This is a genomic window from Pontixanthobacter aquaemixtae, assembly GCF_009827395.1.
Lineage (GTDB): Bacteria > Pseudomonadota > Alphaproteobacteria > Sphingomonadales > Sphingomonadaceae > Pontixanthobacter > Pontixanthobacter aquaemixtae.
In genome coordinates this window covers 869,577-890,895 of sequence record NZ_WTYX01000001.1, presented here as the reverse complement: position 1 = coordinate 890,895, position 21,319 = coordinate 869,577, and the positions used below count along the sequence as shown (strand labels likewise).

17 protein-coding genes are annotated in these 21,319 nt (G+C 57.8%); 9 read left to right on the top strand and 8 right to left on the bottom strand.

Annotation, left to right across the window (positions count from 1 at the left end; all coding sequences use genetic code 11):
- Positions 1–323: 323 nt before the first annotated feature.
- The 4 genes from topA to plsY all read right to left on the bottom strand — a co-directional run bounded on the left by topA (position 324) and on the right by plsY (position 5,473).
- Entirely contained in the window at positions 324–2,885 is a 2,562-nt protein-coding gene (gene topA, locus GRI41_RS04270) for a type I DNA topoisomerase (RefSeq protein WP_160603520.1), read from the bottom strand.
- A 150-nt stretch (positions 2,886–3,035) separates the two neighbouring features.
- The gene (locus GRI41_RS04265) at positions 3,036–3,749 is read right to left on the bottom strand and encodes a hypothetical protein (protein WP_160603519.1); all 714 of its coding nucleotides are present in this window, start codon (positions 3,747–3,749) and stop codon (positions 3,036–3,038) included.
- Between the two features lie 13 nt (positions 3,750–3,762).
- Entirely contained in the window at positions 3,763–4,866 is a 1,104-nt protein-coding gene (dprA, locus tag GRI41_RS04260) for a DNA-processing protein DprA (RefSeq protein ID WP_160603518.1), read from the bottom strand.
- Positions 4,867–4,876: 10 nt separating this feature from the next.
- Positions 4,877–5,473, bottom strand: a complete 597-nt coding sequence (gene plsY / locus GRI41_RS04255) for a glycerol-3-phosphate 1-O-acyltransferase PlsY (RefSeq protein WP_160603517.1) — start codon at positions 5,471–5,473, stop codon at positions 4,877–4,879.
- Positions 5,474–5,638: 165 nt separating this feature from the next.
- On the opposite strand from plsY, the gene GRI41_RS04250 reads away from it, so the two are divergent.
- From GRI41_RS04250 to GRI41_RS04220, 7 genes are all read left to right on the top strand, one after another.
- Positions 5,639–6,139 (top strand): VOC family protein, encoded by a 501-nt coding sequence (locus GRI41_RS04250; protein ID WP_160603516.1) that lies wholly within the window; start codon positions 5,639–5,641, stop codon positions 6,137–6,139.
- On the top strand, positions 6,139–6,930 hold the full coding sequence (gene murI / locus GRI41_RS04245; RefSeq protein ID WP_160603515.1) for a glutamate racemase: 792 nt from the start codon (positions 6,139–6,141) through the stop codon (positions 6,928–6,930). Before GRI41_RS04250 ends, murI begins: the two co-directional genes overlap by 1 nt.
- Before the next feature lie 117 nt (positions 6,931–7,047).
- Complete coding sequence (gene hemA, locus GRI41_RS04240; protein ID WP_160603514.1) at positions 7,048–8,268, top strand: 5-aminolevulinate synthase; 1,221 nt, start codon at positions 7,048–7,050, stop codon at positions 8,266–8,268.
- Between the two features lie 3 nt (positions 8,269–8,271).
- Entirely contained in the window at positions 8,272–8,550 is a 279-nt protein-coding gene (locus GRI41_RS04235; RefSeq protein ID WP_160603513.1) for a YdeI/OmpD-associated family protein, read from the top strand.
- Between the two features lie 110 nt (positions 8,551–8,660).
- A complete protein-coding gene (locus GRI41_RS04230; protein ID WP_160603512.1) occupies positions 8,661–10,835 on the top strand; it encodes a putative bifunctional diguanylate cyclase/phosphodiesterase in 2,175 nt (724 codons plus the stop codon).
- A gap of 131 nt (positions 10,836–10,966) precedes the next feature.
- Positions 10,967–11,644, top strand: a complete 678-nt coding sequence (locus GRI41_RS04225) for a nitroreductase (protein ID WP_160603511.1) — start codon at positions 10,967–10,969, stop codon at positions 11,642–11,644.
- 38 nt (positions 11,645–11,682) lie between these two features.
- Positions 11,683–12,552, top strand: a complete 870-nt coding sequence (locus GRI41_RS04220) for a TauD/TfdA dioxygenase family protein (protein ID WP_160603510.1) — start codon at positions 11,683–11,685, stop codon at positions 12,550–12,552.
- Between the two features lie 109 nt (positions 12,553–12,661).
- Here the strand turns inward: GRI41_RS04220 and GRI41_RS04215 are convergent, their stop codons facing one another.
- The 3 genes from GRI41_RS04215 to GRI41_RS04205 all read right to left on the bottom strand — a co-directional run bounded on the left by GRI41_RS04215 (position 12,662) and on the right by GRI41_RS04205 (position 17,602).
- On the bottom strand, positions 12,662–15,535 hold the full coding sequence (locus GRI41_RS04215) for a TonB-dependent receptor (protein WP_160603509.1): 2,874 nt from the start codon (positions 15,533–15,535) through the stop codon (positions 12,662–12,664).
- Between the two features lie 178 nt (positions 15,536–15,713).
- Positions 15,714–16,919 carry a type III PLP-dependent enzyme gene (locus tag GRI41_RS04210; protein WP_160603508.1) on the bottom strand — a complete coding sequence of 402 codons (1,206 nt, stop codon included), beginning with the start codon at positions 16,917–16,919 and terminating at the stop codon, positions 15,714–15,716.
- Positions 16,920–17,047: 128 nt separating this feature from the next.
- Positions 17,048–17,602 (bottom strand): LemA family protein, encoded by a 555-nt coding sequence (locus GRI41_RS04205; protein WP_160603507.1) that lies wholly within the window; start codon positions 17,600–17,602, stop codon positions 17,048–17,050.
- 67 nt (positions 17,603–17,669) lie between these two features.
- On the opposite strand from GRI41_RS04205, the gene GRI41_RS04200 reads away from it, so the two are divergent.
- On the top strand, positions 17,670–18,617 hold the full coding sequence (locus GRI41_RS04200) for a DUF3137 domain-containing protein (RefSeq protein ID WP_160603506.1): 948 nt from the start codon (positions 17,670–17,672) through the stop codon (positions 18,615–18,617).
- Here GRI41_RS04200 and GRI41_RS04195 read toward each other — a convergent pair.
- A complete protein-coding gene (locus GRI41_RS04195; protein WP_160604626.1) occupies positions 18,614–19,792 on the bottom strand; it encodes a carboxynorspermidine decarboxylase in 1,179 nt (392 codons plus the stop codon). The two genes, GRI41_RS04200 and GRI41_RS04195, sit on opposite strands and share 4 nt — an antisense overlap.
- 132 nt (positions 19,793–19,924) lie before the next feature.
- Here GRI41_RS04195 and GRI41_RS04190 point away from each other — a divergent pair, with 132 nt between their 5' ends.
- Positions 19,925–21,316, top strand: coding sequence for a serine hydrolase domain-containing protein (locus GRI41_RS04190; RefSeq protein WP_202388651.1), 1,392 nt, complete (start codon positions 19,925–19,927; stop codon positions 21,314–21,316).
- Positions 21,317–21,319 lie beyond the last annotated feature (3 nt).

Below are 21,319 nucleotides of genomic sequence, written 5' to 3'. Positions count from 1 at the left end.
TAAGCTTTGGCATCGCTCTCCCATCGGGAGTGGAAATGGGCTGTCCTACACGGCATGGCTTTGCAAAGAGCTTGGTCGCTTTTTCACATTGCTGGATTCGCCCGAAAAGTTTTAACGCGTGCAAAGTGTCACTCTATCCAGATGCAAAAAAACCGTTCAGTCTCTGTGCGTTGTACGAGGCGTGTTAGGTGACAGGTGTGACATTAGGTCACCTCCGTCATTCCCGCGAAAGCGGGAATCCAGAATGGCGTAGCGCTTAGGTACCCTAGATTCCCGGTTGGCCTTCGCCCTGCTGCGCAACCGCGGGAATGACGGACTGAGGGCTATTTCTTCGCCGCTGCCTTCTTCTTGGCCGCAGGTTTCTTCTTGGCCGCCGGTTTTTTCTTCGCCGCAGCTTTCTTTTTGCGCTTCTTCGGCGGGCCTTTGGCAATGCGGTCGTCGATCAGTTGGATCGCTTGCTCCTCGGTCACATCTTCCGGCTTGATGTCTTTCGGGATGGTCGCGTTATTGGTGCCGTCAGTCACATACGGCCCATAACGGCCGGGAAGGACTTTCATCTCGCCGCCGCTAGTGGGGTGTTCCTTGAACGTCTTGATCGGTTCGGCCTTTTGCCGCCCGCCGCCTTTGCGGTTGGCGGCTTCGGCGATCAGGGCAACCGCACGGTTCATCCCGATCTCGAAAATCTCCTGCGTATTCTGGAGCTTGCCGTATTTCCCGTCTGACCGGACCGCAGGCCCATAGCGCCACAGGCCGGCCTCGATTTCCTTGCCCGTATCGGGATGCTCACCCAGAACACGCGGCAGATCGAGCAGCTTTACCGCCCATTCGAGATCGAAATCATCAAGGTCTTTGGGGATGCTCGCGCGTTTCGCCTCTTTGCCAGTGCCCATCTGGACATAGGGTCCGAAACGGCCCGATTTGCGTTCGATAGGCAGGCCCGTTTCGGGGTGATTGCCCATCACCTGATCCTGCGTGCCTTCATCGCCATCCGCGCCCGGCTGGGCAAAGCGGCGAGTGAATTTGCATTCGGGGTAATTGGCGCAGGCGACAAAGGCGCCGAAACGTCCACCGCGCAGCGCTAAACGGCCGCCATCGCGGCCTTCCTTGTCGCACAGCGGGCAGAAGCGCGGGTCCTTGCCGTCTTCGCGTTCGGGGAACAGGAAGTCGGAAAGATATTCGTCGAGCACTTCGGTCACTTCCGAAGGCTGTTTCTCCATCACCTCATCGGTTTTGGGCTTAAAGTCCTTCCAGAATTTTCCGAGCAATTCCTTGTAATTTTCACGGCCGTCGGAAACCACGTCAAGCTCGTCTTCCAGCCCGGCGGTGTAATCATAGGCGACATATTGCGCGAAGAACCGTTCGAGGAACGATGTCAGAAGCCTGCCCGATTCCTCTGCAAAGAAACGGTTTTTCTCCATCCGCACATAGTCCCGGTCGCGCAGGACCTGGATTGTCGAGGCATAGGTCGAGGGGCGGCCAATGCCCAGTTCCTCCAGCCGTTTGACAAGGCTGGCTTCGGAATAGCGCGGCGGCGGCTGGGTGAAATGCTGGTTCGCCTCAACAGCCTTTTTGGCCGGGGCATCGCCCTTGTTCATCACCGGAAGAAGGCCCGAATCCTCGTCCTTCTTGTCGTCGAAACTTTCTTCATAAACAGCAAGAAAGCCCGGGAACTTCACAACCTGTCCGGTCGCGCGCAGTTCATGCAGGCCCGCCGGATCGCGCATGGTCACGGTGGTCCTCTCCAGGCTGGCCGATTGCATCTGGCTGGCCATCGCGCGCTTGAAGATCAGATCATAGAGCTTTGCTTCATCGCCAATGCTCGCCTTGGTCTTGAGGAAGCTGGTCGGGCGGATCGCCTCATGCGCTTCCTGCGCGTTCTTCGCCTTGGAGGAATAGTGCCGCGGTTTTTCGGGCAGATAATGCCCGTCAAAGCGGTCAGAAATCGCCTTGCGGCATGACGAGATAGCGCTGCCATCCATCTGCACACCATCGGTCCGCATATAGGTTATCAGGCCTGCCTCGTAGAGCTTCTGGGCGCAGCGCATGGTGTGGCTGGCATTGAAGCCCAGCTTGCGCGAGGCCTCCTGTTGCAGCGTGGAGGTAGTGAATGGCGGCGACGGGTGCCGTTTCTGCGGCTTTGTTTCGACTTCTTCGACTTTGAACGGCGCATTCTCGATCTTGCCCTTGGCTTCGAGCGCGCTGCCTTCATTGCCAAGGCTCAGCTTTTCCAGCTTCTTGCCGTCATATTTGACCAGACGGGCATCGAATTCGGTCCCGTCATGCTCCATCTTGGCGAGGATCGACCAATATTCGTCCGCCTTGAACGCCTCGATCTCGCGCTCGCGATCGACGATGATCCGCAGCGCTACCGATTGCACACGCCCCGCACTTTTCGCACCGGGCAGTTTGCGCCACAGCACGGGGCTGAGGGTAAAGCCGAACAGACGGTCCAGCGCGCGGCGGCCAAGATAAGCGTCGACCAGATCCATATCGATCCCGCGCGGTTTGGCCATCGCTTCGGTGACCGCCGCCTTGGTAATCGCGTTGAAAGTTACCCGGTCGACTTTTTCAGGCAGCGCTTTGCGATTTTTCAGCAGCTCCAACACGTGCCACGAAATTGCCTCACCCTCGCGGTCAGGGTCGGTCGCCAGAACAAGCCGGTCAGACTTCTTCGACGCATCGACAATCGCCTTCACCTGATCCTTGTTGCGTTTGTCCTGATAGACTTCCCACTTCATCGCGAAGTCCTCGTCAGGCTTCACCGCGTCGTCCTTCTTGGGAAAATCGCGGACATGGCCGTAGGAAGCGAGAACCTTGAAGTCCTTGCCCAGATAGTTCTCGATGGTCTTCGCCTTGGCCGGCGATTCGACAATTACAAGCTGCATGGAAAAGTTCAGTCAGTCCTTACGTGTGCGTGTACGCGCGAGGGTGGAGTCAGGCCGCGCTATTCGTCAAGCACTCATTTCCGTCAAGTCATTCGACGATTCCGGCCGCGGTTCCGGATGGTTCAAATCGTAACGGAACATCGCAAATCTTCATTCAAATATCTCCGCTGTCGCTTCCGTTCCGTCCGCCACCAAGTGGTACACAGCAGTTGCGAACGCAAAGCCCAGCGCATTTCCGAATGCTTCTACCAAAGCGCTGACCACGCCGATGGCTTCGGCAGATCCCGTTGCCCCTGCCGCACCGCCAAGCGTAGCCCCGACAAGCACAGCGACCAGGATTATGACAACTCCGCCGAAGAAGATTGGCCATCCACTTCCCTTCGTTGCCTCCCAGCTTGAGCCAAACGATTCAACAATTCCCTGTCGCGCACCAATCAGAAACCCGGTGCTTGCAGTCCAGCGGACCAGCAGAATGAGACCCGGGACAACAAGGAGCACCAAACCGAAGGCAAAGCCAAGGGCCCACAGAATTGAAAGGCCGACATAGGCCCAAATCCGGGTGCCGCCTCCATTAAGCCTTCCGCGCGTTTTTAGCATCTCGCTCAGCAAGAAATATGACGCGACAACGGACGTCACCGCAATCACCAACTCCGCAAGCCCGCCTGCAAGTGAGGTATCCGCATCAATGGAAAAACCCGCGCTGGCACTCCAAATCTGATCGGTCTGTTCGACCACGCCCGTCACAGCTGCGATTGCCCGGAGCCCGCCAACCACCATTACGTAGAGCGCTACCCAGCGAATGGCATCGGCAAGCACCGCGAAGGTCTCGCTGAGAATGCCACCAAAATCCGCGCTTCGTTCCATCTCCCCACCTTCCCTATTTTCTGAGGCTTACTTTGCCACCTGCATGACGCTGCAATTGGCCGGAAACTTCAAGCTCTGTCAGAGCGTTATGCACCGATGCCGTCATTCCCTCACCCGATTGGCGGATCAGCTCGTCTACCGAAATCGGCGCGGTGGTGAGCAGGCTCTCGATATTGGCGGGCTCCGCTTCGGACAGTTCTTCGCCAAAGTCGTAAATCGGGGGCGCTCCCTCGCGGAAGGTTGATCGCGGCTTGCCGTCAAAGCCGGTGAGCAATTCTATCACGTCTTCGACCGACTGGACCAGCACCGCCCCTTCGCGGATCAGATGGTTGCACCCTTGCGATCGGGCGTCGAGCGGGCTGCCGGGGATTGCCATGACTTCGCGGCCCGCCTCGCCCGCCAGACGCGCCGTGATCAGCGATCCTGATTTCTGCGCCGCTTCGACCACCAGCGTGCCTGCGGCCAGTCCGGCAATTATCCGGTTGCGGCTGGGAAAATGGCTCCCGCGCGGTTCAGTGCCGGGTGGCTGTTCGGCGAGCAGCAATCCCTCGCTCGCGATCTGTTCCTGCAATTCACCATGCTTTGGCGGATAGGCGATATCGATCCCGCTCGCGATCACTCCGATGGTTGAAGGCCCGGAGCTGAGCGCGCCCTGATGCGCCGCGCCATCAATGCCGCGCGCCAAGCCGGAAACGACGGTGTAGCCTGCCTCCGCCAATCCCGCGGCAAAATCGCGCGACAATTTCACCGCTGCCGCAGAGGCGTTGCGCGCGCCCACCATCGCCACGCATGGTTTTGCCGCAAGCGACAGATCGCCGCGCCAAGTCAAGATCGGCGGCGCGCTTTCCAATTCGCGCAGCAATGCGGGATATTCGCCCGAATCGTGAAACAGATATTTCGCGCCCGCCTGTTTGGTGGCGGAAATTTCCGCTTCAATCGCCTCGCGCTTTGCAGGGCGATAGCTTCGCCCGCCGCGCTTCCCCAGATCGGGCAAGGCCTCCAGCGCGGCCCCAGCGTTTCCAAACCGGCCGAGCAATTGGAGATAGGTCACCGGCCCGATATTGGGCGAGCGCAGCAAGCGGATCCGGGCAAACGCCTCTGCTTGGTCGAGGCTCACCCGCTATACCTCAATTCTTGCTGCCGACTTTGGGTTCGCTTCCGCCAATCAGGCGCGAAATATTGGCGCGGTGGAGCCAGATGATCAGCATGGCAATCGCGACCAGAAAGGGCACATATTCGCTCATGTCGAGCTGCCACGCAGCAATCGGGGCCGCGACCACCGCGGTCATTCCGGCAAGCGAGCTGAAGCGGAACAGCGCCAGAATAAGCAGCCAGGTCACCGCATAGGCCGCACCGATTGGCCAGGCGAGGCCGAAGCAAACGCCGGCATTGGTCGCAACGCCTTTCCCGCCTTTGAACTTCAGCCAGACCGGGAAACAATGGCCGATCACCGCGGCAAGCGCGGCAGTTCCCGCAGCCGTGCCGCCCCAATAATGGCCTACCAGCCACACCGGAACGAACCCCTTGACCAAATCGAGCAGCAAAGTGGCTGCGGCCAGCCCCTTCTTACCGGTGCGCAGAACATTGGTCGCGCCGATATTGCCCGATCCGATGTTACGAACGTCCCCCATGCCAGCGACTTTGGTGAGGATCAGACCAAAAGGAATGGAACCCAGAGCGTAACCAAGCAACGCGGGAATCAGCAGGCCTAAACCGTTGTCCATTGTGAGATCGTCTCCGTTGTCCAAACGCACCATAGCCAGATTGTTTGCAGTCTAGCCAAGAAAAAATCGGCAAAATTGGTCCGCTGTGAAAGCAATTGCGTTGACAGAACCTTGAGTGAGAGCCGCAAGCTTGCAGTAAACAGTCGGGGCGACTAACTCCGCGCAATGAAAGTTTCGACCGTGATTAGCGCCACTCTTTGTCTTGCGGCAGCCTCGATTCCGGCGGGATGCGCTACAAGAGCCGAAACTCTTGCCGAAGCACAATCCATCAAGGTCGACCTAATTGCTGTCTCAGTAAGCGATGTTGACGCTGCCATCGCTTGGTATAGTACCATACTCCAGATGCAATTATCCGAAAAGAACGACCATGGGAACGGTGTTGTCGTGGCGTTTCTCGAAGGCAACGGCCTGCGGCTGGAGATCGTAAAGCTCGCCAATGCGATCCCCTTTGCGGCTCCAGATTCAGCCAACCCGGCGACGCGCCACGGCGTTGTTAAGCTCACCTTCGCCGCAAATGATCTTCAGCTGGTAGAAAAGTTAGCCAAATCGGCTCAGGCCCAAACGCTGTTCCCGCTGAACAGGAGCGACAACGGCAATCGATGCTACGTCACGTTTGCTGATCCCGATGGCAATTGGGTGCAGTTTGCAGGACCGTGCCCGGAGTGATGTCAACCGCACCGATCCTGATTTTCGATTCCGGTGTTGGCGGGCTGACCGTGCTGACCGAGCTGCGCAAAATCCTGCCCGATGCCCCGGTCATTTTCGCCGCCGATCAAGCCGGATTGCCCTATGGCGCGAAATCCGAAGCTGAAATTGCCGCGCGCGTTGCCGGGCTGCTCGGGCGGATGAGCGAGCGGTATCGCCCCCGCCTTGCCTGCATTGCCTGCAACACCGCATCGACCATCGCGCTGGAAATGGTTCGCGAGGTTCTGGAAATTCCCATTGTCGGCACGGTCCCCGCGATCAAGCCCGCTGCGGCAATGACCAAGAGCGGGGTGATCGGTCTGCTCGGCACCGAAGCAACCATCCGGCAGGGCTATGTCGACCGGCTGGAAGCGAAATTCGCACAGGACAAGACCTTGCTGCGCCATGGCGCGCCGGGGCTTGTGCGCGCTGCGGAGGCCAAATTGCGCGGCGAAGCGATCGATCCGGATGTTATCGCCAGCGCGGTATCCGCCTTGCGCAGCCAAGCAGGCGGAGAGCGCATCGACACCGTGGTTCTGGCCTGCACCCATTTCCCGCTTTTGGCTGACGAACTTGGCGCGGCTTTCGGGCCGGACGTCGCCCTGATTGACGGTGCACAGGGCATTGCCCGCAGGATTGTGGCGCTGTGCGAAGGGCAGCAATTCGATAGCCAAACGCCAAGTATGGCGGTGACAACCGGCCCGCCTGAGCAATTCAGGTCGCTCGCTCCGCTGTTTGCCGCGAACAATATCGATCATCTCGATCAGTTTTAATCGCGAACGATTCGCAAAGATCGGGGTGGCAATGCGTTGGTTGTGCGCCTAAGCCGCGCTGCAAGGAAGCCGGATTCGAGCTGGCGCCAGAATCAAAGCGGATATCTTAGGTTTGCGATGAACTACAACCAGATCTTCGACCAGGCGATTGACCGCTTGCACTCCGAAGGGCGTTACCGCGTCTTCATCGATATCCTGCGCAACAAGGGGCAATACCCCAATGCGCGCTGTTTCCACGGCCATAACGGCCCGAAACCGATCACCGTGTGGTGTTCGAACGATTACCTCGCAATGGGGCAGCATCCCAAAGTGATCGAGGCGATGGAAGAGGCGCTACACGATGTAGGCGCCGGTTCGGGCGGCACGCGCAATATCGGCGGCAACACGCATTATCATGTCGAACTGGAACGCGAATTGGCAGAGCTGCATGGCAAACAGGCCGCGCTGCTGTTCACCAGCGGCTATGTCTCCAACGACGCGACGCTTTCGACGATTGCTAAACTGCTGCCTGGCTGCGTGATTTTCTCTGACGAACTGAACCACGCCAGCATGATCGCCGGGATCCGCAATTCCGGTTGCGAGAAGCGGGTGTTCCGGCACAATGATCTGGACCATCTCGAACAATTGCTCGCCGCAGAAGATCCCGAAACGCCAAAGCTGATTGCCTTTGAAAGCGTCTATTCGATGGACGGCGACGTCGCGCCGATCCACGCAATCTGCGATCTGGCGGAAAAGTATAACGCGCTGACCTATATCGACGAAGTCCACGCGGTTGGCATGTATGGTAAAACCGGCGGCGGGATTTCGCAGCGCGACGACGCGGCGGACCGGATCGACATTATCGAAGGCACGCTGGGCAAGGCGTTTGGCGTGATGGGCGGATATATCGCGGCCGATCAGAAGATCGTCGATTGCATCCGGTCCTATGCGCCTGGCTTTATCTTCACGACATCGCTCAGCCCCGCCTTGGTCGCGGGTGTATTGGCGGCGGTCAAGCATCTCAAATCCTCGAGCGAAGAACGCGATGCGCAGCAACACAATGCAGCGATGCTCAAAGCCAAACTGGGCGATGCCGGCCTGCCGGTAATGGCAAGCGAAACGCATATCGTCCCGCTGATGGTCGGCGATCCGGTGCGCGCCAAGAAAATCAGCGACATTCTGCTGGCCGAATATGGCGCCTATGTGCAGCCGATCAATTACCCGACCGTTCCGCGCGGCACAGAGCGGCTGCGCTTTACCCCCGGCCCGGCCCACACCGAAGAAATGATGGACGAACTTGCCGAAGCCCTGGTCGAAATCTGGGACCGGCTCGATCTGGAGCTGCGCAAAGCGGCCTAGACAATGGCGCAGGCGGCAAATCCCGACTTCCGTCACAAGACCCCTGCTGAACTTCGCGATATTCTTTCTGCCAACCAGGAGCTTAGCCGGCAGTGGGACAGTTTGACCTCGCTCGCCAGAAATGAGTGGATTTGCTGGGTCGTCTCCGCGAAAAAGAACGAAACCAGAGAGAAGCGTTTGTCCCGGCTTCAGGAAGAAGTCGCCGATGGCAAGAAGCGCCCTTGTTGCTGGCCCGGATGCCCGCACAGGCGCGAATCCGCGCGAAATTGGGTTGATCCCTAGTTACCGGCACCGGTTCAGCGACATTCCTTAAACCGTTCTTAACCATATCCGTTTAGCTCCGGATGCATGTTTAATGCGCTTCCTTTTCGCGATATCCGCCCGGAGCGGTCATGAAGAGCTTTCTTCAGGGCTTTTCGGGCAAATCTGACGCCGGCTCTGGCGTCGGCGGCGAATTGCGGCTGCGCGTCCTCGACGAATTCGACAAAGCCGGAATCGGCTGGATCTGGGCGACCGATCCGGAAGGGAAGCTGATCTATCTGGCCGACCGTGCCCGGGAGAAGCTGGGCTGCACCACAGAGGAACTGATCGGGCGCCCGCTTGATGAAATTTTTGAACTGGATGACAGCCAAGACAAGGAAAGCTCGGGCCGTTCGCTGAAATTCCAGCTCAAGGCGCGCAACAAGGTTCGCGACCAGGTGGTCCGCTTTGCGCTCGACAATCCGAAGGAAAACATCCGCCAGACATGGTGGTCAATCTCCGGCCATCCGGTTCGCGATGATGCGGGCGAATTCGTCGGCTATCGCGGCAATGCCACCGATGTGACCATCGAATATGAGCGCAAGCTGATGGACTCGCGGCTAGCCGATTATGACTCGCTGACCGGGCTCGCCAACCGCCACAATATGGACCGCGCTATCGACAGCACGCTGGCCGCGTTCAAAGCCGCAGAGCGCCCCTGTGCGCTGATGATGATGGACCTCGACAAGTTCAAGCGCGTCAATGACACGCTGGGCCATCAAGCGGGCGATGCGCTGCTGATCGAAGTCGCCGAGAGGCTACGATCGATTGTGGGTGATCGCGGCAAGATAGCGCGGCTTGGCGGCGATGAGTTTCAGGTCCTGATCGCTGACGAGGATGATCGCGGAAAGCTGGGTGAACTGGCCGACAAGATTATCCAGATCCTGTCACAGCCCTACCCGCTTGATGATGGCAAACGCGCGGTCATCGGTGCTTCTGTCGGGATTGCGGTCGCTCCTTTTGACGGCGCTGAACGTGAAGATTTGATCCGCAGCGCCGATCTCGCGCTTTATGCGGCGAAGAACGGCGGACGCGGCCAGTTCCGTTTCTACGCCGCCGATCTCAAGAATGAAGAGCAAGAGCGCGAATCCATGCTCGACGATTTGCGCATCGCCCTGGAATCGGGCCAGTTACATCTCGAATATCAGCCGGTCGTGTCGATCAAATCGGGCGCGGTGGTGTGTCTGGAGGCGTTGATGCGTTGGGACCATCCCGAACGCGGGCCGATTGCGCCGGGCAGCTTCATCCCGATTGCCGAAGAAAGCGATCTGATCAACAATCTGGGCGAATGGGCGCTTCGCACCGCCTGCGAAACAGCGGCAAGCTGGCCGAAAAGCGTGCGCATCGCGGTCAATGTGTCTGCTGTTCAATTTGCCAGTCAGGGACTGCCCACAATTGTCGCCAATGCTCTGGCCCATTCGGGGCTCGAGGCAGACCGGCTCGAACTGGAATTGACCGAAAGTATTTTCGTTGGCGACAGCACCGAAACCGAAGAGACATTTGCCAAGCTCAAAGGCCTCGGAGTCCGGCTCGCGCTCGATGATTTCGGGACGGGATATTCTTCGCTCAGCTATCTGCGCTCTGCCCCGTTCGACAAGATCAAAGTGGACAAGAGCTTTGTCGAAAGCTGTACGCAAAAAGACAAGAACAGCGCGAAGATCATCGCCGCGATTGTCGGCCTGTCCAGCGCGCTGAACATGGAAACCACCGTCGAAGGCGTCGAAGCCTTTGACCAGTTGGAAGTGGTCAAATCGCACGGCGCCAAGCTGGTCCAGGGCTTCATTTACTCACCGCCATTGTCCGACAAAGAGGTCCTCGACCAGATCGACAATGGCGTGTTCATTATCGAACCTGATGGACCCAGCACCTATCGGCCAGACCGGCGAACCGTGTACCGCCGCGTTGGCGCAATCCATGATGATTACTATTACAACGCGGTGATGCGCAATCTGTCGCGCAATGGCGCGGGAATCGAAGGGATTGTCGGCGTTGAAGTGGGCACGGACCTAGTGCTCGATCTGGGCGAAGGGCAGCTTGCCGTGTGCAAGGTAATACATCTCACCGAAACAGGTTTCGGTGTCGAGTTTGAAACGCATCTCACCAGTGACGGTTCGGGCGGATTGTGCACCCGGCACCGTGTTTCGCCCTACACTATTGCCGCCGCCGGTCTGCCTGTGAAACCGGGTACAGCCGGGCCAACCGAGGGCAAGCGCAACGAATCCAAACCCAAATTCCTGGAAGTCGCCGCGAGCAATATCAGCGCCTGACACCGTACCAAGTGCCACAGGCAGGTGCCAAAAATCAGTAGCGAGACGCAATCTATCCTTTCGTGATCGCGCGAAGCGTGCAACTGTTCACCGCAACACAGGCACACACTTTCCAAAGGCACACTATCACAATGCAATATGACGAAGTCGTCCTCGGCCGGCGCAGTATCCGCGGCTATCTCGACAAACCGGTTCCGCGCTCGCTGATCGAAGAAATCCTGAAGCTGGCAATGCGGTCGCCATCTTCGATGAATACGCAACCATATTACTTCCATGTTATTACTGGCGAGCCGCTTGACCGCATTCGTAAGGGCAACACCGAACGGATTCTCGCCGGGGAGCCCGATAGCCGCGAATTCCGCCGTGGCCACCCGTTTCAGGGCATCCACCGCGAGCGGCAGGTCGGCTGCGCGATCCAATTGTTCGAAGCAATGGGGATTGAGCGCGATGACAAGGAAAAGCGGCAGGACTGGGTCCTGCGCGGCTTTCGCCAGTTCGACGCGCCGGTGTGCGTAATCGTGACCTATGACAAGGAATTGTCCGATAGCGACGACACCGCTTTCGATTGCGGTGCGGTGACCACCGCCCTGGTCAATGTCGCGTGGAGCCGCGGGCTCGGCTGCGTGATCAATTCGCAAGGGATTATGCAAAGCCCGGTGGTCCGCGAACATGCGGGTATTCCGGACGATCAGGTCATCATGAAAGCCGTCGCAATGGGCTGGCCCGATGAAGACTTCCCCGCAAATCCGGTAAAGATTACGCGGCGCGAAGTTGGCGAAGCGGCGAGTTTTGTGGGGTTTGACGGATAGGAAGCGCATCGGCAGATTGCGCACCAAGGGAGAGCACAATGTCGGGCGATCAACAGACTGCGCAGCGCAGCACCGCAACTTTCAATCTTGATATTCGCCCGATGACCCCGGCCATCGGCGCGGAGATATTCGGCATCGATCTGGCGGCCGATGACATTGCGCAGCATATTCCCGCAATCCGTGCGGCGCTGCTCGAACACGGGGTGATTTTCTTCCGCGATCAGGAAATGAGCGCAGAGCAGCATATCGCGCTCGCCCGCCATTTTGGCGATCTGGAAATCCATCCTGCTACGCCCAAGGATCAAGAGAACCCCGAAATACTCCGCATTGCGCATGGGCCGAAGAGCAAGGGGCAGGAGAACAACTGGCATTCAGATGTCACCTGGCGCGAAAAACCTTCGCTCGGCTCAATCCTGCGCGCGGTCGAGGTGCCCGAGGTTGGCGGCGACACTCTGTTCGCCAATATGCATCTCGCTTACGAAAATCTCAGCCCCAAGATGAAGGAATTTTGTGAAGGGCTAAGCGCGGTCCACGATGTCGCCCGCGTGTTTGCACGGCGGCTCAAGAAAACGGCGGAGGAATTGCACGAACAATATCCGCCGATGACGCATCCGGTGATCCGCACGCACCCTGAAACCGGGCAATCGGTCATCTATGTAAACAACGGCTTCACCAGCCATATCGAAGGGCTGAGTAAAGAGGAAAGCCATTGGCTGCTGGAACATCTCTACGCCACCGCGGCCAATCCCGAAATCCAGTGCCGTTTCCGCTGGGAGAAAGGCTCGGTCGCGTTCTGGGACAACCGCGTGTGCCAACATCTGGCGGCGAGCGATTACTTCCCTGCGCGGCGCGTTATGGAACGCGTGACGATTGCTGGATGCCGGCCCTATTTTGGCAAGCCTAGCTAGGCACTCTGCCCACCTTGAACCAAAGAGAATGCCCAAAAGAAATGCCAAAAAAATGGCGGCCGGTATCGCTACCGACCGCCAATTCGGTCCCTGCAAATGAGGGTTCGGGTTAGAAGCTCACCCCAACAGCAACGCCATAGCGACGCGGGTCGAGCGTGAAGATATTGGTGAACAAGCCCGACGAAGCGTCCGTCACATACAGACCTGTGGTGGAATTGCTGTCGAAGATGTTCTGGACAAATCCGCGAACAAACCAGCGGTCATCCGGCCCGTTAAGCTGGATCTGCGCGTTGGCCTGAACGAATGGATCGATCCGGTTCACATTGCCATTGAAGACGTTGCCATATTGCTCTCCGGTCAGAGCAACGTCGAAGCGCGGTACCAATGTCATGCCATTATCGAATTCGGCGGTATACTGGACACCAACCGATGCTTTCAATTCAGGCGCCTGCGGCAGCTTGTTGCCACGCAGATTGACTTCGACACCGGGGCTAAGGACACTCACGCCTGCCGGGGCATTGGCCTCGAGTACCGAGCAGATACCGAATGCGCCGGTCGAAGCGATGCCGCCGTCAGACGGGAACGCTGTCGGGCCTTGCAGCCCCAGCCCGGCATTGACCGCGGTGACAAAGCCAGCTGTCACGGCTTGCGACGGGCCGGTTACGGCGCAAAGCGCACCATTGGTCACGTCTTTGATGATCACCGCATTCGGATCGCCACCGCCCGGATCGCGCGGGTTGCTGAAGAACTGGTCACCAGCGACTTGCGCATTGAGGTAGCTGAAGTTGATGTTGAACAGCCATTTGTCGCTTGGCCGCACCAATGCTTCGATTTCCGCACCCCAGATATTCGCATCGATCGTATCGTTGACCGATGTACGCGCGATAATCCGGCTGAGCTGGAGATCCTTGTATTTGTAGTAAAACGCGGTTGCGTTCAGCTGCAATGCGCCGTTGGCAAACACGTTCTTGGAACCAATCTCGAACGCGTCAATCGATTCCGGTGCAAAGCTGCTTGGCACCTGGAAAATCGGTTGCAGCGGCGGGTTGATACCGCCCGATTTGTAACCCCGCGAATAGGAAGCATAGAGCAGATTATCCGGCGTGATCTGGAAATCCAGAACCGCACGGCCGGTGATTTCGTTGAAGCTCACCGTCCGCGATTGGATGCCCTGGATGCCCGCTGTGTTGGGGTCAGCATCGAAGCCGGCAGCAGCAGGTGAGTCGAACGGATCACCATCATTGCTGAACGGGTTCAGGAAGCTAGCCAGCGTCGAACGCGCGGTAACCGATTTCGTATCGTCGTTATAACGCAGGCCTGCGGTCAGCTTCAGACGGTCCGAAAGGTCCAGATAACCCTCGGCAAAAATGCCGAAGCTCTCCAGCTCGAAACCGGTCGTGTTGTTGCGGAAGAAGGATGTCGCAAGGTAACCCGGAGGCGCACCGGCACCAAGCGCGCCGAATGTTCCGAGGATACCGGTCACATAGTCGATCGCGAAGGCATTGACGAAGTAGCTGTTCTCAAGGACTTTCGACTTCGCATAGATACCGCCCAACTGGAAATTGAACGGCCCGTCGAGATCGCTGGAAATGATCCCTTCGACCGAGAAGGATTCATTCTCTTGGTTCGAACGGTCAAACTGCGGACCGTTGGGCGAACAGATGCGGAAGCCTTCATAGGCACCGCGATTGTCCAACCGGGTATCCGAGGTACACAGATTGTTTCCGTCAAACAGCGCGTCAACAATCGGCTGGAAATAGACGCCTGTGCCGGGCCCTGCGGCATTGTTGGCAAAAGCCTGCAACGTACCAAAGGCGACCGCGCCTTGCGGAATTTGGCCGATACCCTGGTTGTAATCCTGACGCGAGTCGACGCTGCTTTCCTGATAAGTACCGGTCAGAGACGCCTGGATTGCGCCAAAGTCATGTTCGATATGAGCTTGCAGCTGCAATTCGTCAGTGAAATATTCCGGCACAAACTCTGTCCGGATTTGCCGGACATCATCTGGCTCGTCGAAATTGGCATAAGAATCGGGGCCATACAGGCTGTTAAGGCCGAAGGTCGACGGAATGCCGTTGATCGCGAGAAACTCTGAAGAGCCAAGCGTACCGGTGAAAGTCGAATTGCTGTTCAGCTTGTCAAAGTCGCGGCGATTGTTGAGGCAGCCCAACACGCCCGTCGGATCGCGCTGACACAATTGCTTCTGGATACGCGCGCGATTGTCATCCTCGCGGAAGTAATAGGCCATCAGGTCAATGGTCGTATCGACGGTCGGTTCAAACCGCAGAGAGCCGCGAACCGCATACATGTCACGATCATCGAAATCGTCGCCCGTATTCAGGTTCGTGGTGTAACCATCGCGCTTCAGATAGAAACCGGCAACGCGCGCACCCAATGTTTCACCAATCGGCACATTGATCATGCCCTTGGCTTTGATGCTGTTATAATTGCCATATTCGAATTCGGCTTTGGCGGCGAATTCGTTGAGATTTGGCTTGGCCGTGACAACGTTGACCACGCCCGATGTCGCGTTGCGACCGAACAGAGTGCCTTGCGGTCCGCGCAGAACCTCGATCCGCTCCAGATCGAAATATTCGGTTTCAAACAAACGCGTTCCGAACAATGGAGCCGAGTTCAGGTGAATAGCGGTCGCGCTGTCACAGGTAACGCCCACGCACAAATCGCCGATCCCGCGAATTGTAAAGCTGGACGCAGTAAAGTTGCTTTTGGTGAACGAAACGTTCGGAAGAGTCAGTTGAAGGTCGCTGGCGTTTTCAATTTGCTGCGATTCCAAAGCTTCCGCTGAAAATGCCGAAACAGCAATTGGAACGACTTGAAGACTTTCCGCCTGACGCTGCGCGGTAACAACGATGATGTTCTCATCTTTGAGCTCTTCGTTGTCGTCTGTATTTTCTTGTGCGTAGGCTGGAAATGCAATTACACTGCTGCAGATACCAGCCAATAGAGTGGCCTTGACCCTCATAATCTCTCTCCCATTTTCACGGTCAACTTTTGTGTAGACTCGCTTAGCGCGGGAATTACGCACAGTTCTTCCAATTTGGCAAGCGGTGGCGCCACTAACGGACAAAACCGGACCGCTTGTTGTTCGCTCCGGAAAGAGTTGTAATTGTCGGGATTATGGCCGGAACGGCCAGACGCAATTAGCGCAGGTTCACCACATTATCGCTTTCACGCGGATCCTTGCGGTCGCCGCGGAACTGGCTCGCCATCGGCTCGTCCGCCACGTCCACTTGCTGCGCATCGCCGAAACCGTTGAAACCGGTTTTCATCGCCGCGCCATATGCGCCCAGCATCCCGATCTCGATATAATCATCGGCCTTGATGTCGCCGGGCAGAAGGAACGGCCCCTGCATAAAGTCGGCATCGTCACAAGTCGGCCCGAAGAAGGCAAACTCTTCAACCGGATCGCGCAGATCATCTTCGAGCGCGACCACCGGGAAACGCCAGCCGACATGCGCCGCATCATAGAGCGCGCCATAGGCGCCATCATTGATATACAGCTCGTCGCCGCGCCGCTTTTCGACGCGCACGATCAACGAGGAGTATTCCGCGGCGAGCGCCCGGCCCGGTTCGCACCAAAGCTCTGCGTTATACGCAATCGGCAGCGCTTCGAAATGGCGGTGGATGACGGCGAAATAGTCTTCCAGCGGGGGTGGCTCCATTTCGGGATAGATGCTGGGGAAACCTCCGCCGACATCGATCATGTCGATCACCACGCTGGCATCGGCGATCGCTGCACGAACGCGTTCGAGTGCTTGCACATAGGCAAAGGGAGACATTGCCTGGCTGCCGACATGGAAACACACACCCAGCCAGTCACAATGTTGGCGGGTTATCTGCAACAGATCCCCCGCATCGGCGAGATCGATGCCGAATTTCGACGCGAGCGACAGTTCCGCATATTCGCTCGACACGCGCAAACGCACCAGCAGCCGCAAATCGGTTGCCGGATTGCCTTGATCGTCGCTGCATGCAGCAACAATCTTCTCCAGCTCTTCCACCGTGTCGAGGCTGAAGGTCTTCACGCCGTGCTGGTGATAAGCTTCGCGAATGGCGCGAGAGGTTTTCACCGGATGCATGAAGCACAGCGTCGCCTCTGGAACGGCTTCGCGCGCCAGACGCACTTCTGCAATCGACGCAACGTCAAAATGGGTAATGCCGTTGTCGAACAGAATACGCAGCAAGGCAGGCGATGGATTGGCCTTCACCGCATAGAGCGATTTTCCGGGAAAATTCTCGACAAAGAACCGCGCAGCGCGCGCGGCGGCTTGCGGGCGGTTGAGGATGACCGGTTCGTCGGGGGACAGATCGCGGACCACAGCGGAAGCGTCCGGGTATATATGCATATCAAGGGCCTCCCTGTGTGGAAGTTGAAGATCGAAACTGCCTTACGGTTCAGATCCCTTGGAGCATTGACGCGGCCCTATAATTTGTGCCTCTCAATTCGCAAGAAAAAACCGCATCTTGGCTATCTTCAGAAAGCCACTTCGGGCACCTGATCGACAACGCCCTTCTCGCTGTCATCGAGACGATGGAAGTCCGCTTCCTGGAAACCCAGAGACGCGGCGAACAAGACCGCTGGGAAGCTTTCGCGCCCGGTATTGTACCGTGAAACTGCCGCATTGAGCGCGCGGCGCGCGGCGGCAAGCTTGTCTTCAACATCGGCCAGTTCGCGCTGCAATTCCTGGAAATTGGCGCTGGCCTTGAGATCGGGATAGGCTTCACCCAGAGCGAGCAGCTTGTCCAGCGCGACCCGCAATGCGGCTTCATCGTTTGAGGAAACAGGCCCGCTGGCTGCTTGATTGCGGGCGGCGATCACCGATTCCAGCGTGTCTGTCTCGTGCGTGGCATAGCCTTGCACGGTGTTTACCAGATTGGGGATCAAATCATGCCGCTGGCGCAATTGCGCATCAATGTCGGCCACGCCCTGATGTACATTCTGCCGCAGACTGACCAGTCGGTTGTAAATGCCGATAACCAAAACCAGCAGAATGACGACAATTACAGCGACAATGATGAAAGTTACCACGGCTTAATTCCTTGCTTGCTTTGCCCCTCTATACATAGAGTGGGGTAGTTAATTAAGGTCCAATCGTATGATCGAAGCCCCCAATGTTGATCGCCTGCTTGCCGGGCCGCTGGGCACGTGGTTGGCCGAGCATGAACTTGTCCGCGAAGCAGCGAAGGAAAAGACCAAGGGGCGGTATTTCAAAGTCGCGCTGGCGGCGGTTATTATCCTCCCTTTCCTGTTTCTGCTTATCCCGGTCGGCACCGACCTGAAAATCTTCCTCGGCATGGGCGCGATCGCGGCAGGCGCGGCATGGGGCTATATGCCGACCGCGGCGGCGAAAAAGGAAGCCAAGATCGGCATTAATGATGCCATCGCCGGGGCTCTGGATCTGACCTATGAACATGATTTCGAACCCGGCGCGGAGTTTGAACATTGCAAGCAGTACCAGCTGGTCCCCCATTTCACCCGCAGCACGTTTGAAGACCGGTGGAGCGGGTCGGTCGCGGGGCATGATTTCACCCTGTTCGAAGCGCATCTCGAGGTACGGCGGGGATCAGGCAAAAACCGCCGCTGGGTGACCGTTTTTCGCGGTGCGATCATTGCGATGGGATACGGAAAGAGATTTCACGGAACCACGCTGCTCCAGCGGGCCAAGAAGCACAAAAGCTGGTTTGGCCTTGGCGGGCAAAAGGACAGCGTCAAATTCGATGGCCATGAACTGGGCATAGTCGATCTGGTTCATCCGGAATTCGAAGACCGCTTTGTGGTCTATTCCGATGACCAGACCGAGGCGCGCTATCTGATTGATCCGCTCTATGTCGAACGGCTTATTGGCATCGAACAGGCGTTCCACGGCGACAATATCCGCAGCCTGTTTATCGGCGGCAGCGTGGTGATCGCGGTCGATAGCGGCAATCTGTTTGAAAGTGGATCGATCAATGCCGAAGATGATCGACACAAGATCCAGGAATCCGTCGGCCAGTTCAAAATGCTCGCCGATCTGGCGATCAGCTTCAACAAGCGCGCGAATTAGCTCAGCCGGTTCCGGAAATCCTGATAGCCAAAGCTTTTGATCTGTTCGATCTGGTCGCTCTCGCTGTCCCACAACCAGATTGACGGCAGCTGGACCCCGTTAAACGTGTTGGTCTTCACCATCGAATAATGCGCCTGATCGAGGAACGCGATCCTCTGTCCCGGCTCGCACGGTACCGGCAGCTGGTAATCGCCGATTACATCCCCTGCGAGGCATGATGGACCGCCAAGACGCACCGGGTCCCCCGCCCCGTCCTCTTCCTCACCCAGCATCGCCGGACGATAGGGTGCTTCGATCACATCGGGCATGTGACAGGTGGCGGAGATATCGGTGATCGCCAGCGGCATACCGTTCCAGTGACTGTCGAGAATGGTGCCAGTCAGAATTCCCGCATCAAGCGCAATCGCCTCTCCCGGCTCGAGATAGATCTCCGCGCCCGTTTCCTCTTTCACTTCAAGCAGAAACTCGACCAATCCTTCGCGGTCATAGTCAGCACGCGTGATATGGTGCCCGCCGCCCAGATTGATCCATTTGAAATGGCCGAAATAGGGTTCGATATGCTCTTTCAACGCATCCCAGGTGTTGATCAGCGGCTCCAGGCCCTGTTCGCACAGATTGTGAAAATGCAGCCCGTCGAGCGGTTCGACATGTTCGTCTTCCAGCTGATCGACCGGAAACCCCAGACGCGAATACGGCGCAGAGGGATCATATTTGGGCACTTCGCCCTCTGCGTGCATCGGATTGATGCGCAATCCGACTTCAACGCCCCCGCCCATCGCTTTGGCTTGCTCCAAAATCAGCGCCGCGCGCTCCATCTGCATAGGCGTGTTGAAAATAACGTGGTCGGACAGGCGGCACACTTCCTCCAATTCATCAGGCTTGAACGCCGCCGAATAGGTCGAGATTTCGCCGTCATAAAACTCGCTGGCCAGCCGTGCTTCCCACAGGCCGGATGTGCACACCCCGTCAAGATAATCGCCCATGATCGGCGCGACCGACCACATGGAGAACGCCTTGAGCGCGCCCAGCACTTTTATGTCGGCAGCATCGCGAATGTCCGCAAGCACTTGCAAATTGGCGCGCAGCTTCGCCGCATCCACGACGAAAGCGGGGCTGTCGACGCGGTTGAGATCGAACTGGGCGAAGGCGCCTGGATCGCCAGCTTTGGTTTCCATAGTCATCCGGCCCCTTTAGCCCATTCGCGAACCAAGTCATCGGAAAGGCGCGCCTGCTTGGCAAAAAACTCTGCGCTGCTAGGTCTGCATGCAGTGAATTGAAGGGGGAATAGGGTGCGAGGAATTCTGGCTGTGATTGGACTGGTTTTCGCCTTTGCGGTGCAAGCCAACGTTCCCAGAGGCACAATCGAAAGTTTCATCGACCGCGAAATGCCTGCCTCCGGCACGCCCGGCCTTGCCTATGCTGTTGTGCAAGCCGGCGCGGACAAAAAAGCCGGTGCACGCGGGGTAAAAAGGGCTGGCGGCGAAGCGGCTATCACGCCCGACACTCCCTTCATAACAGGTTCGATCTCGAAGAGCTTCACCGCGCTCGCCGTGATGCAACTGGTCGAAGCGGGCAAGATCGATCTGGATGCTGAGATATCGCAATATCTTGCCGAATTTTCCGGCCAACCCGCCGGCACAATCACAATCCGCCAGCTGCTCAGCCACACCAGCGGATTCTCCACCTATCAGGGCAATGTCTCGCACACGGAGGGATCGCAAGGCGGCGAAGTGTTTGCGCAGCAAGCCGCCGCGATTGCCACACTAACGCCTGCCTATGCGCCCGGAACCCGCTGGGAATATTCCAACCAGAACTACAAGATCCTCGGCCGTCTGATCGAAGTCGTCAGCGGACAGAGCTTCATTGGCTATATTACCGGCAATATTCTGGAGCCGGTCGGGATGCGCAACAGCTTCGTTTCCGACGGGAAGGATCACGCGGAAATGGCAACCGGCCACCGCCCGTGGTTCGGCAGCAAGCGCCCGTTGGCAAGAAACAGCACGCATCTCGCCACCGCTCCGCAAGGCGGCATAGTCGCCAGCGCCAGCGATCTGGCGCTGTATATGCAGACCATGATGAACGGCGAAGACGATATCCTCAGCGCCGAGGGCAAGGCCGCAATGATGAGCCCGGCCAGCGATATCTCGCCCAATTACGGCTTTGGTTGGTTTCTCGACCCGGATGACGGAACCGTCTTCCATTCGGGTGCTAGCCCCGGATTTGAAACGCTGCTGACGATGGTTCCGGCGGAGCAGAAAGGCGCCGCGGTGTTGGTCAATGCCGGCAGCGGAATTGGCTTTGGAGAGTCCATCGAATTGCGCAATGGCATCACCGCGCGCGCGATCGGGCTGGACTATAATGGCGAAGGCAGCCGGTTCTGGCAAAAGGCCATGTTTGTCGGCTTGGCGCTTCTGCCGGTGCTCTACCTTGTCAGCATGGTATGGGCATGGCGGCACCGCGCACAATTGCGCGCAAAATCGGGAGCCTCCGGGCTGTTCAGCCTGTGGTTCCCGCTATTGACCACAATAGGGGCTGCGGTGTTTCTGCTCGTTTTCGTGCCGCAGATTTTCGCTGCATCGCTCCCAACGATCGGGCTATTTCAACCCGATACCGGACTGGCGATAGTGGCCGCTGCGGCACTGGGAGTGCTGTGGGCGATATTCCGGCTTGGTGTCGTCTATACGAAGCCCGCGAAGTAGCTG